This window comes from Crocosphaera sp. Alani8 (assembly GCF_038442745.1).
In the GTDB taxonomy this organism is placed as follows: Bacteria; Cyanobacteriota; Cyanobacteriia; order Cyanobacteriales; family Microcystaceae; genus Crocosphaera.
Window position 1 is genome coordinate 1 of the sequence record NZ_JARVCN010000075.1, and the last position, 11,580, is coordinate 11,580.

Below are 11,580 nucleotides of genomic sequence, written 5' to 3' on the forward strand. Positions count from 1 at the left end.
GTTTGGCCTAAGTTTTCGCAGCGAGTGACCCCTGGCTTTTTGAGAAGATACCATTAATTAAGCCAAAAAATTCGCCTTTGGGTAGGGTATAAACGAGGACTTTGTTCTTCCATAACTTTCTCGGTTTTATGAGGATCAAAATTATGACGAAAATCATCTCTTAACTGAGACACTCGTTTTTCTGTTTCTTCTACTTCTACTCTAATTTCCTTTAACTGCGCTTGTTGCGACCATTGATAGGGAATTAATTTGAATAAACTAACTATGGCCAGGGCTGATAAAATGCTGTTGGTAGCTAACTTAATGGCAATTTCTGTAGCAATCCATTGATGTTCCGGGTTAGCAGTAGAAACGCTTTTACTACGAGAACGACGCTGTCTTGACATGGATATATTAAACAGATAACTTATCTACATTAGGGTATTCATCCCAAACAAAAACCCGATATTGTTGTTTCTGTTGGGATGAATCCGTATCTGTTTTATTAAACGAAGTGGTTACTTATAAAGTTCCGTGGCTAAGCGAAAAGCAAGAACCCCAGGAACTAAAGCAACAACTAAAGCAACTAAAACTTGAGTATCTGATAACATGGATGGTGATCTCCTAGAATGGAATTAGTTTTATTCTTACTTTGCATCATTGTTGCCCGTTTGTGAAACATTTTGTTACAAAGATTTAACTTTCGTTTCCTAAAGGCCTTCTTTACGAACCATCAACACAGGGCAGTTAGCCTTGACCCTAATATAATCTGATAGAGAGGTTCCCAACAGACGATCTAAGTCGGGTAAAGCTTTCGCTATGGAAGGACGGCGATCAGGTGATCCCAATAATAACAAGTCCACGTTGAATTCTTCTGCCAGCTCACAGATTTGTTTTGCTGGCCTTCCCCCTGTAACAGCGCAGCGATAGGGAATTCCCTTCTGTTTTGCTTTTATGGCTGCTTCTGAGACAATGGGATTATTTTCCATTTCTTCTTTCGATAGGGGGAGTAATTCTGGTTTAATATCGGGGTTAACCCTGGCCAAAATTAATTCTGCTTCTTGGTAGTCTCGCAATAAATATAAGGCTAAATCTAAAGCGTATTCAGCAGCAGGAGACTTATCGAGTGCCACCATTACTCTTTTAATCTTTTTGACGTACACATCATCCCTAACTAGCAACATGGGATGGTTACTCAGTTGAAAAACGTATTGACTGACAGATTGTTTGAGAATGGCCTCGAGACGTTGTAGTCCTCGGGAACCCATAATAATTAAATCAGCGTTGATCTCGTCGGCCACCTTACAGACGGTGTCTTTAGGATCCCCTTGACGTAGCATGGTGGATACTTGGGTAGGATCGATTTTGAGACTGTCGAGAATGGCTGCGATTAATTTTCCCCCTTCTTCCCATTTGGCAGCGATCGCATCGCTAGTAATCTGGGGAGGTACGACGTGGAGAATGTTTAGGTTGGCTTTTTTGATGACAGGAAGATCCATCAACACCTGTAACATTTCTTGGGTTTTTCCTGTTCCTGAGTCAGTATATAAGATTTTTTCCAGCATGGATTGAAACTCAATTATTAACCACGATTAGCTGTCTATCACTATTACAATACTGCTATTTTTTACCTCTATATTTAAAATTTTATTAAGTCTGGATTATTTTTGAGAGGTCCACCCCGCATAAGTCGGTTTGTTCTAGATTTGTCCCTGTTAAATCTGCCCCGTGCAGGTTAGCTCCTTGCAGGTTTGCCCCTTCTAGGTTAGCGTAGCTAAGGTTAGCGTAACTCAGGTCTGCTCCTTGCAAGCTGGCTCCTTGTAGTTTAGCTTGGGATAAATTAGCCCATCTTAAATCCAAGCGATCGCCTTTAATTTCTCGTAGATTAGCGTGGCATAAATAACTACTATGTAAATGGGCTTGAATTAGTTGGGCTTTATATAGATTAGCACGATAAAAATAAGCTCCCTGCAGTTCTGCTTCGTATAAACTTGCTTGGGAAAGATTGGTTTCACAAAAGTTAGTTTCTTGTCCACAAGCTTCGCTTAAATTAGTACGATTTAGTTGCGCACCACTAAAATCTGCTTTTTGTATTTGACTATTTCTTAGGCAAGTTCCAATTAAGTTAGCCTCCCATAAACGGGCTTTTTTAAGGTTAGTTTGAAGTAAATTTGCTCCAATTAAGTTAGCTTGATTGAGATTGGCACAACTTAAATTAGACCCTATCAAAGTAGCTTGTATTAGTTGGGCTTTCTCAAGATTTGCTTGACTTAAGTTTACTTGTTTTAAATTAGACTTACTAAGATTTACTCCACATAGATTAGCTTTCTTGAGATTTTTTTCTGTTAAATCAATGTTTTGTAAATCTGGACAAATTTGAGGGTTATTTATCCGCCAACTTATCCAGTTTTTCTCTTTGTGTAAAAGGGCCAGATGTGTTTGATTTGCCATAATTATACCGATATTTTCAACTTTCCCCATTAATACTTTACCAAATTATGGTGGCAATCGAATTTTCTAGATTAATGTTAACCAAAAAGTATCAAGTTAAAGAAATATGCTAGTATAGTAAAAGGAAAAGCAAATTTATAAGTAACCAAGATAAATAAATAACTATTAGAAGATTTTAAAAACTAATGTCAAAAGTTAGAAAAAGACCAAGTTATAATAATCATAATGGCTTTCGGATGCCAATGGGATTTCACACTGAAGGGTTTACATCTGCCCTAGAATATCAGGCACAACCCTCGGACATTTTTCTTGTTACCTACCCTAAATGTGGTACAACTTGGACACAATACATTCTGTGGTTAATGCAACATCAAGGGGAACCTTTATCCCCGTCCGAAAAACTAGAAACTCATATACCTCACCTAGAAGAAGTCGGGAAAAAAACTATAGAAAAATTACCTCAACCAAGAGTAATAAAAACCCATTTACCTTACAAGTTAACACCCCACCACCCACAAGCAAAATATATCTATGTTGCCAGAAATCCCTTTGATTGTCTAGTTTCATTTTATCATCATACTAGGGGATTTGTTCAACATTATAATTTTGCTGATGGAACTTTTGATGATTTTTTTGAATGCTTTATAAAAGGAGAAGTTGACTTTGGGGATTATTTTGATAATTTAGTTCCTTGGTATGAACATAAAGAGGATGAAAATGTTTTATTTTTTACCTATGAAAGTATGAAAGATGATCTAAAATCGATTATTTTAAAGATAGGTGATTTTCTAGGCAATGACTATTTAGAAACCATAAAAAATGAGGATTTTTTAAGTAAAATTATTATAAATAGTTCATTAAAAAATATGAAAAAAGATCAGCAACGCTGGTCTAGTAAACGTCCTAAAAATATGCCTCCTTTTGTCCACAAGGGAAAAGTAGGATCATGGAAAGATTACTTTTCACCGCAACAGCAGCAAAGATTAACAGAAAAGTTTATCACGAAAACTGCTGGAACAGGTTTAGAAAATCTTTGGCTAGATTAAGGTGTATTGAAAAAATCAACTATTCTAAAGCTATTAACTTTTTAACATCAATTTCTACTTTTGGGAAAGTAAGAGGATTAATGACACCTTCTTGATGAATTTTAGTTATTTGATAATCATTTACTTGAGGATTTTGGAAAATATATAACATTTTGTTTTGAATATCAATCACCCAATATTCAGAAATATTAAACTGAGCATATAAAGTTTTTTTCTCAGTTAAATCTTTATTCAAGGTACTGTCAGCAATTTCAATAATCCAATAAATATCTTCAGGATAGGGATGACGATTAAGATATAATGTATCGGGAGTGCGAACAATAGTAATATCAGGTTCCGGTTCTGAATCTAACAATGTAATCGGATGAGATTCCATAATTTCTGCTTCATTTCCTAGAATTGATCGCAAATATTTTACTCCTCGATGATTTAGAAAACGATGAAAGGTTCCTTCAGGACTCATTTCGATAATTTCCCCTTTAAGTAACTCTACATGACGATTATCGAGAATTCCTGCTTTAATCATGCGATGATAATCTTCTACTGTCCATTTCATTAAACTATAGGTAGTCATAATGCTTTATTTAATAACTATGAATTTTCTGGTTTCTCAAGACTTTATTGTGAATTTTGAGCATCAATACTAATTCAAAATTGATGTAAAATATCTCTACTAATGAGTTTGCTATTTTTATAAATTGCGATAACTTTCACGTTAGTAAGAAAATAATTATTTAATTCAATATCGATAATGTATGTTCATTATTAATACTTAGTGTAATTTATGATAATCTACGTTCTACAATGTTAAAAAGAAAATTCCCAACATTGCTACAAATTGTTACTTTATTTAACTGTCAAAAGGTTATACAATTATGCTCTGGCCTTATAAAACCCCTGGTATTCCCGATAATCTATTTGAAAGGCTACCAGGTATTCCCCTGAGTAAAAGAGAAATTCGCTTACTTCTCATTTGTGCTTTGCGATTGAAACAAGACTCGGTGGTGTGGGATATTGGTGCAGGAACAGGGACTATTCCCGTTGAAATTGGCTTATTATGCCCCGAAAGTAAGATTGTTGCGGTTGAAAGAGATCGAGAAGTAGTCAATCTAATCCGTCAAAACTGCGATCGCTTTGGGGTAAAAAACGTCGAGATTTTTGAGGGAGAAGCACCCAACTGTCTTGACAAACTGCAACCTTTACCAGATCGCATTTGTCTCGAAGGGGGAAGACCTATCAAGGATATATTAACGGAAGGTTGGCAAAGATTAAAGCCCGAAGGACGGCTAGTAGCCACTGCTTCTAACTTAGAAAACCTTTACCTGGTTTCAGAGGGGTTAGCCGCCCTACAAGCGCGGAATATAGAGGTTGTTCAAGGGGGGATGAACCGTCTTGAAACCAGAGGAATCAATCAAACCCTAGCCGCCGTTGATCCTATTTTCATTCTTAGTGGTGAAAAGTTTTAGCCTTCTGTAACATGAATGAAGAGGCGGTTGTTAGCCATTTTAGAAGGTTGGTTAAGTAAAAGAAAAAAATCTGTTAACCTTTCATAAAGAATTCTTAACTTTCTTGCCTCTTGACTCCTCATCTTGATATTTTTCTATTATGCCTTGGACTCGAATTATTACGACTATTGTTGCTATTTTCTTTGCCTTGGGGATGTTAATCGTCGGAGGATGGTACTTCACCCTTGGACTTTGTGTGATTGTCTTTTTAGGACAATTAGAGTATTTCCAGTTGGTTAGGGTAAAAGGTATCGCTCCGGCCGCTAAAACAACCCTAGTAGTGTCTCAAATATTGTTGATCAGTTCGGCCATCGCACCACCATTAACGGATGCTTTATTTCCCTTAACTGGCGCATTGATCTGTTTTTATCTATTATTCCAGCCAAAATTAGCTAGTATTGCCGATATTTCTACCTCCGTATTAGGACTATTTTATGGAGGATATTTACCCAGTTATTGGGTAAGATTACGGGTAGGGTTTGCCCATGCTGTTCCCACGGTAGAGGTTGCCAGTAGTAATCTACCGTTTATGGGATATTGGCCCGAATCTTGGATGGAACCCAAATTGTTTCCTCCTGCTTTAACCGTTACCTGTTTAGCCTTTGGTTGTATTTGGGCTGCTGACATTGGGGCTTATGTTATGGGGAAATGGTTAGGAAAAACGAGATTATCCGATATTAGTCCTAAAAAGACCGTAGAAGGGGCATTTTTTGGCTTATTAGGTAGTGTTATTATCGGAGAAGTTGGGGCTTGGTATTTAGAATGGCCCTACTGGTATTTAACGGGGATGTTTTTGGGGATCTTGATTGGTGTTGTTAGTTTATTGGGTGATTTAACAGAATCAATGATGAAACGAGATGCCGGCGTTAAAGATTCTGGTCAATTAATTCCTGGCCACGGTGGTATTTTGGATCGAACGGATAGTTATGTTTTCACTGCCCCTTTAGTTTATTATTTTGTCACCTTATTGTTACCCATGTTGCAACAAATAAACTAAGTTTCTGAGTTCATTTTAAACCCTAATCCTGGTAAATTATTAACCATTAATTTTCCTTCCTTGAGAGTAACACCCACAAAGGGATCATCTATTAAGTTTAGGTGACTATCTAAGTCTAAATAATCTGCATAAGCAGCTAAATGAATCATCGCTGTATTAGCTAAACTACTATCAGAATAACAACCATACATTACTTGTAATTTACAAGCTTTAGCTAAGGCGATCATCCTCATAACCTCACTCAATCCCCCTGCTTTCATTAGTTTAATATTAATGCCGTGAATGTAAGGAGATAGTTTGATAATATCTTCGCTTTGAAAACAACTTTCGTCCACAAAAATCGGTAACGGCGATCGTTGATATAATTGGGGTAAATTACCTTCATCCCCCACTTGTAAAGGTTGTTCGATATATTTAACGTTTTCTTTTGCTAACCAGTCACTCATCTCTATCGCATCTTTTAATGTCCATCCTCCATTAGCATCAACCGTTAAAGGAAGATGGGGATTTTCTTTACGGATAGCCAAAATCATAGCTTTATCTGCTTCTATTCCCTCTGGAGAACCTAGCTTAATTTTTAACAGTTTAACCGCCATAAAATTGAGCCAATTTCTCACTCTTTCTATTGCCTTTTCTGGAGAACTGATACCAATAGTAACAGATGTAGAAAACAAGCGATTGCCCTTTAATCCCCATAATTTCCAAAGAGGTAAATTGACTTTTTTCCCTAACCAATCGTACAACGCAGTATCGATAGCAGCCCGTAGAGAAGAATTCAGGTTATTTTCTAATAAAATAGTTTCAATTTCTTGTCTTTGTAGGGGATTATATTTATCCAAAATGGGAATAATTTTTATTAATTCTTGTTGTAAATAATCACTATTTATATCTTTTTCTTTCGTTACGGAAAAAGGAGAAGCCTCTCCCCATCCCTCTATTCCCTCTGCTTCTATTTTGATCCATAAATTAGTATTTTCCGCCGTGGTTCCCCGACTAATGGTTAAGGGAAAACGTTTATGAACTGTAAAGGGTTGAAAGGTAAGGCGCATGAAATTTACGAAACTTGATTAAGAATAATTCAACAAACAGGCAATAGACCTTAAAAAATTAGTTAATCGTCTGGGTAAATATTTATTATCACTGTATCATGATTATTGATTCATAGGGTAAATGTACTTATCTATCATTGTCTCAGAGTGTTTACCTTCAAAGAGAACACACCCACTTATTTATCCATCCATTGAGGTTTAATCAATCATGTGTTTAGCCGTTCCTGGAAAAGTTGTTAGTATTAGCGGAGATGATCCTTTATTGAGAAAAGGGAAAGTAAGTTTTGGGGGAGTTATTAAAGAAGTAAGTTTAGCTTACGTTCCTGATGTAAAAATTGACGATTATGTTATTGTCCATGTTGGTTTTGCCCTGAGTATTTTAGACCAAGAAGCGGCCCTAAAAAGCCTTGCTGAATTCCGAGAAATGGAAGCAATTTTATCAGAGCATCAATTATAAATAATTCCAATAAACAGAAAAATTAATTTTAACCAAACCGATAACCGAACCCGCGAACCGTGATTAAATACTCTGGTTGACTAGGATCTTCTTCTAATTTTTCCCGTAACCAACGAATATGAACATCCACAGTTTTTGTATCTCCCAAAAAATCGGGCCCCCAGATTTGTTCGATCAGTTGATCCCGCGACCAAACCCGACGAGGATAACTCATAAACAGTTCTAATAAACGATATTCTTTGGGAGAGAGACTAATCTCTTCTTCCCTTAAAGTCACCCGACATTCCTCAGTGTAGAGAGTAATGTCACGAAACTGTTTAACAGAACTCGATGAAGAACTGCTAAAATTTTGACGACGAATTAAAGCCCGACAACGGGCCACCAATTCTCGCATACTAAAGGGTTTTGTCAAATAATCATCTGCCCCCACTTCCAGACCCAAAACTCGGTCAGTTTCGCTGGCCTTGGCACTGAGGATTAAAATGGGGATGATATTGCCTTGATAGCGCAACAGACGGCAGATATCTAAACCGTTAACTTGAGGTAACATCAAATCTAAAACCAACAGATCGAATTCTGTTGTTAGCGTTTTGGCATTTGTATTTTCTTGTTGTAATAAGTTTAGGGCCGCCCGTCCATCACTAACTGCGGTGATGTCATAACCCTCATCTTCTAAGGCCAAAACCACCATATCTCGAATAACGTCTTCATCCTCCACCACCAGGATGCGATGAGTATTGACCACAGAGGGGTTAGAGGGACTTTGACTAGTATCAAAAGACAGCATAATTAATCTGAGTTGTAATTATATTCCAATACAAACAATAAAACTAAACCGTTAGGATGGAGAGTGTCCGATCCTCATCATTGTTATACCATTGATTTTGTATGTTGCTACACTTAATGACCTGGCCTGAAGTAGAAGACTATTTACAAACCAATACAGGAATCATTATTCCCATTGGTTCAACAGAACAACACGGACCCACAGGATTGATTGGAACCGATGCCATTTGTGCAGAAGCGATCGCCAAAGGGGTAGGGGAAACTACGCAAACGGTGGTTGGACCGACAATCAATGTAGGTATGGCGTTGCATCATACCGCTTTTCCTGGCAGCATGAGCTTACGTCCTAGTACCTTAATTCAGGTGATCCTTGATTATCTTACCAGCTTAACGGCAGCAGGATTTACTCGTTATTTTTTTATTAATGGACATGGGGGTAATATTGCTACTTTAAAGGCTGCTTTTTCTGAGAGTTATTATCATTTATCCCATCTCAATATGCCCCAAGCTAATCAAGTTCGCGCTCGAGTAGGTAACTGGTTTATGTGTCGTGCTGTTTATCAAAAAGCCAAAGAACTTTACGGGGATCAAGAGGGATCTCATGCTACTCCTTCAGAAGTTGCTGTGACTCAATTTGTTTATCCAGAGTCTATTAAAAATGCTCCTTTATCTCCCGATGTAAATTCCGGTTATCCTATTTATGGTGCGACAGATTTTCGCTCCCATTATCCCGATGGTCGCATGGGATCTAATCCTACTTTAGCTACTCCGGAACACGGTAAACAATTGTACGAGTTAGCGGTTAAAGAATTAAGTGAAAATTATCTTAAATTTCTACAAGCTGATTGATTTAATTAAGGTAAATTGGAGCTTTCCAACGTTTGGGAATGTCCTTCATCCTGGAATCCATAACGTTCTCGAATTAAATAAAGGGGACGTTGTTTGGTTTCTTCGTAAATACGCCCTAGATATTCTCCTAATATTCCCAAGGTAATTAACTGTACACCACCAATAAATAGTATGGTTACCATTAAAGAAGCGTATCCCGGTACATCGATCCCTAAAATAATCGTTCTAATGATTAAAAAACTACCGTAAATAAATGCTAGAAACGATAAAACTACCCCTAAATAACTCCAAACTTTTAAAGGAACTAAACTAAAAGAAGTGATTCCATCTAAAGCAAAATTCCACAACTTCCAATAATTCCATTTAGTGGTTCCTTGTAGTCGGTTGGGGCGATCGTATAATACATAAGTCTGTTTAAAGCCAACCCAAGCAAATAACCCTTTCATAAAGCGAGTTCTTTCTGGCATAGTTTTGATTGCCTCTATTACTCGTCTATCCAGTAAACGAAAATCTCCTGTATCACGGGGAATGGGAACACTACTAATACTACCAATAATACGATAAAAAGCGTTAGCTGTTGCCCTTTTTACCCAACTGTCTCCTTGCCGTGAGCGACGTTTTCCGTAAACCACATCGTATCCTTTTCGCCATTGATCAATTAACTGTTCAATTAACTCGGGGGGATCTTGTAAATCAGCATCGATGGGGATAACAGCTTTACCTTGTGCGTTTTCTAATCCTGCACTTAAAGCAATGTCTTTGCCAAAATTACGGGAAAGACTGATAACTTTAATCTCTGGATAACGACGATGATAGTCAATTAGATAATCTAGGGTTTTATCTCTGCTACCATCATCTACACAAATTACTTCATAAGATAAGCTAAGACGATCCAAAACCCCTAATAGTCTTTCAAAAAGCAGTTTAAGACCGGCTTCCTCGTTATAACAAGGAACGATAATTGATATTTCTACCGAATTAAGGTTAGATGACATAAATTTATGCTATGGAATGGATTCAATGGAGTGCTTAAACAATTTAATTATGATAGCTTTTTTCTCTTGTTCCTTACTTTTTTCTAGGCAAGTTGGGTGAGACGTACAAGACAATATTAGATACAATGACTGAGTGCAAGTTATGAGAGTTTCATCGCTTTTTTATGGACTATCAAGACGCAGGGGTTAACATCGAGGCCGGTCGTTCATTTGTGGATCAAATTCGCCGTTCTGTTGAGAGTACGCATAATCCCCAGGTTTTAGGCGGTTTAGGGGGGTTTGGGGGCTATTTCGAGTTACCTACAGGTTATGAAAATCCTGTTTTAGTTTCTGGTACCGATGGAGTAGGAACTAAGCTCAAAATTGCTCAAGCTCTTAATTCTCATCGCACCATTGGCATTGATTTAGTGGCTATGTGTGTCAACGATATTCTAACGTCTGGAGCTAAACCTCTGTTCTTTTTAGATTATTTGGCCACGGGACAATTAAACCCCCAACAGTTAAGGGATGTGGTAGAAGGGGTTGTGGAAGGATGTCAGTTGAGTGGTTGTGCTTTATTGGGGGGAGAAACCGCAGAAATGCCCGGTTTTTACGGTGCGGGTGAATACGATGTGGCTGGTTTTTGTGTCGGTATCGTAGAAAAAAGTAAACTTCTAGATGGTTCGCAAATTAATGTTGGGGATGTGGCTATTGGTTTAAGTAGTAGTGGGGTGCATAGTAACGGTTTTAGTTTAATTCGTAAAATTGTTGAGGTTAATGATCTAAATTGGAGCGATCGCTTTGATATACTAGGAGAGCAAACTTTGGGAAAAATTCTTTTGACCCCTACCCAAATTTATGTTAAGCCTATTCTTGAAGCCTTAAACTCTGGGATGGAAATCAAAGGCATGGCTCATATTACAGGAGGTGGCTTACCGGAAAATTTACCCCGTTGTTTGAAGGAAAATCAATCTATTAAAATTAATCCAGAAAGTTGGCCGATTTTACCTATTTTTCAGTGGATTGCTGATACAGGAAATGTTGAAAATTCGGCTATGTTTGATACTTTTAATATGGGTATTGGTTTAGTTATTATTGTTCCCCAAAAAAGAGTAATTGAGAACATTAAATGGTTTAAAAGTCAAGGGGTTTTTGCTTACGAAATTGGAGAAGTGGTGGAAGGAAATAGAACTTTGATAGGATTATAAGGGTTTCCTAATTTTAAATGAGTCTTCTACTGGATTATTTAATGGCAACTGTTCGTTTGTCTGTTCCTCTCGGTTTTGCCGCTCTAGGGGGAATGTGGTCGGAGCGTTCCGGGGTTTTAAATATTGCTTTGGAAGGGATGTTATTGACGGGAGCTTCTGTTAGTGCTTCGGTTGCTTTTCTCACCAATAATGCTTGGTTAGGATTAATTTTAGGTTCTGTAATTCTCACATCTTGCACCTGACGAGACAAAGTTCCAAACCATGTTCATAAAACCAGGG

General features: G+C 37.5%; 15 protein-coding genes. 7 read left to right on the top strand and 8 right to left on the bottom strand.

The window, feature by feature from the left end; translation table 11 throughout:
• Positions 1 to 53: 53 nt before the first annotated feature.
• The 4 genes from P9B04_RS05600 to P9B04_RS05615 all read right to left on the bottom strand — a co-directional run bounded on the left by P9B04_RS05600 (position 54) and on the right by P9B04_RS05615 (position 2,430).
• Positions 54 to 386 (bottom strand): slr1601 family putative cell division protein, encoded by a 333-nt coding sequence (locus P9B04_RS05600; protein WP_342054019.1) that lies wholly within the window; start codon positions 384 to 386, stop codon positions 54 to 56.
• Positions 387 to 497: 111 nt separating this feature from the next.
• A complete protein-coding gene (gene psaM / locus P9B04_RS05605; protein ID WP_035829246.1) occupies positions 498 to 590 on the bottom strand; it encodes a photosystem I reaction center subunit XII in 93 nt (30 codons plus the stop codon).
• A gap of 99 nt (positions 591 to 689) precedes the next feature.
• Positions 690 to 1,544 carry a universal stress protein gene (locus P9B04_RS05610; protein ID WP_342054020.1) on the bottom strand — a complete coding sequence of 285 codons (855 nt, stop codon included), beginning with the start codon at positions 1,542 to 1,544 and terminating at the stop codon, positions 690 to 692.
• An 85-nt stretch (positions 1,545 to 1,629) separates the two neighbouring features.
• Positions 1,630 to 2,430, bottom strand: a complete 801-nt coding sequence (locus tag P9B04_RS05615) for a pentapeptide repeat-containing protein (protein ID WP_342054021.1) — start codon at positions 2,428 to 2,430, stop codon at positions 1,630 to 1,632.
• Positions 2,431 to 2,615: 185 nt separating this feature from the next.
• On the opposite strand from P9B04_RS05615, the gene P9B04_RS05620 reads away from it, so the two are divergent.
• Entirely contained in the window at positions 2,616 to 3,476 is an 861-nt protein-coding gene (locus tag P9B04_RS05620) for a sulfotransferase domain-containing protein (RefSeq protein WP_342054022.1), read from the top strand.
• A 19-nt stretch (positions 3,477 to 3,495) separates the two neighbouring features.
• Here the strand turns inward: P9B04_RS05620 and P9B04_RS05625 are convergent, their stop codons facing one another.
• Entirely contained in the window at positions 3,496 to 4,050 is a 555-nt protein-coding gene (locus P9B04_RS05625; protein WP_342054023.1) for a Uma2 family endonuclease, read from the bottom strand.
• Between the two features lie 301 nt (positions 4,051 to 4,351).
• On the opposite strand from P9B04_RS05625, the gene cbiT reads away from it, so the two are divergent.
• A complete protein-coding gene (gene cbiT / locus P9B04_RS05630) occupies positions 4,352 to 4,942 on the top strand; it encodes a precorrin-6Y C5,15-methyltransferase subunit CbiT (RefSeq protein WP_342054024.1) in 591 nt (196 codons plus the stop codon).
• A gap of 139 nt (positions 4,943 to 5,081) precedes the next feature.
• On the top strand, positions 5,082 to 5,978 hold the full coding sequence (locus tag P9B04_RS05635) for a phosphatidate cytidylyltransferase (protein WP_342054025.1): 897 nt from the start codon (positions 5,082 to 5,084) through the stop codon (positions 5,976 to 5,978).
• On the opposite strand, the gene P9B04_RS05640 is transcribed toward P9B04_RS05635, so the two are convergent.
• Positions 5,975 to 7,027 carry a dipeptide epimerase gene (locus tag P9B04_RS05640; protein WP_342054026.1) on the bottom strand — a complete coding sequence of 351 codons (1,053 nt, stop codon included), beginning with the start codon at positions 7,025 to 7,027 and terminating at the stop codon, positions 5,975 to 5,977. The two genes, P9B04_RS05635 and P9B04_RS05640, sit on opposite strands and share 4 nt — an antisense overlap.
• A 208-nt stretch (positions 7,028 to 7,235) precedes the next feature.
• Between P9B04_RS05640 and P9B04_RS05645 the strand changes: the two genes are divergently transcribed.
• Positions 7,236 to 7,484 carry a HypC/HybG/HupF family hydrogenase formation chaperone gene (locus P9B04_RS05645; protein ID WP_342054027.1) on the top strand — a complete coding sequence of 83 codons (249 nt, stop codon included), beginning with the start codon at positions 7,236 to 7,238 and terminating at the stop codon, positions 7,482 to 7,484.
• Between the two features lie 28 nt (positions 7,485 to 7,512).
• Here the strand turns inward: P9B04_RS05645 and P9B04_RS05650 are convergent, their stop codons facing one another.
• On the bottom strand, positions 7,513 to 8,271 hold the full coding sequence (locus P9B04_RS05650; protein WP_342054028.1) for a response regulator transcription factor: 759 nt from the start codon (positions 8,269 to 8,271) through the stop codon (positions 7,513 to 7,515).
• Positions 8,272 to 8,372: 101 nt separating this feature from the next.
• Here P9B04_RS05650 and P9B04_RS05655 point away from each other — a divergent pair, with 101 nt between their 5' ends.
• Positions 8,373 to 9,119, top strand: coding sequence for a creatininase family protein (locus tag P9B04_RS05655; RefSeq protein WP_342054029.1), 747 nt, complete (start codon positions 8,373 to 8,375; stop codon positions 9,117 to 9,119).
• Positions 9,120 to 9,124: 5 nt separating this feature from the next.
• Here P9B04_RS05655 and P9B04_RS05660 read toward each other — a convergent pair whose 3' ends face one another.
• Entirely contained in the window at positions 9,125 to 10,114 is a 990-nt protein-coding gene (locus P9B04_RS05660; RefSeq protein ID WP_342054030.1) for a glycosyltransferase family 2 protein, read from the bottom strand.
• A 164-nt stretch (positions 10,115 to 10,278) separates the two neighbouring features.
• Between P9B04_RS05660 and purM the strand changes: the two genes are divergently transcribed.
• Both purM and P9B04_RS05670 read left to right on the top strand, forming a co-directional pair.
• Positions 10,279 to 11,301 (top strand): phosphoribosylformylglycinamidine cyclo-ligase, encoded by a 1,023-nt coding sequence (gene purM / locus P9B04_RS05665; RefSeq protein ID WP_342054031.1) that lies wholly within the window; start codon positions 10,279 to 10,281, stop codon positions 11,299 to 11,301.
• A 17-nt stretch (positions 11,302 to 11,318) separates the two neighbouring features.
• On the top strand, positions 11,319 to 11,543 hold the full coding sequence (locus tag P9B04_RS05670) for a hypothetical protein (protein ID WP_342054032.1): 225 nt from the start codon (positions 11,319 to 11,321) through the stop codon (positions 11,541 to 11,543).
• The last annotated feature ends 37 nt before the right edge of the window (positions 11,544 to 11,580 follow it).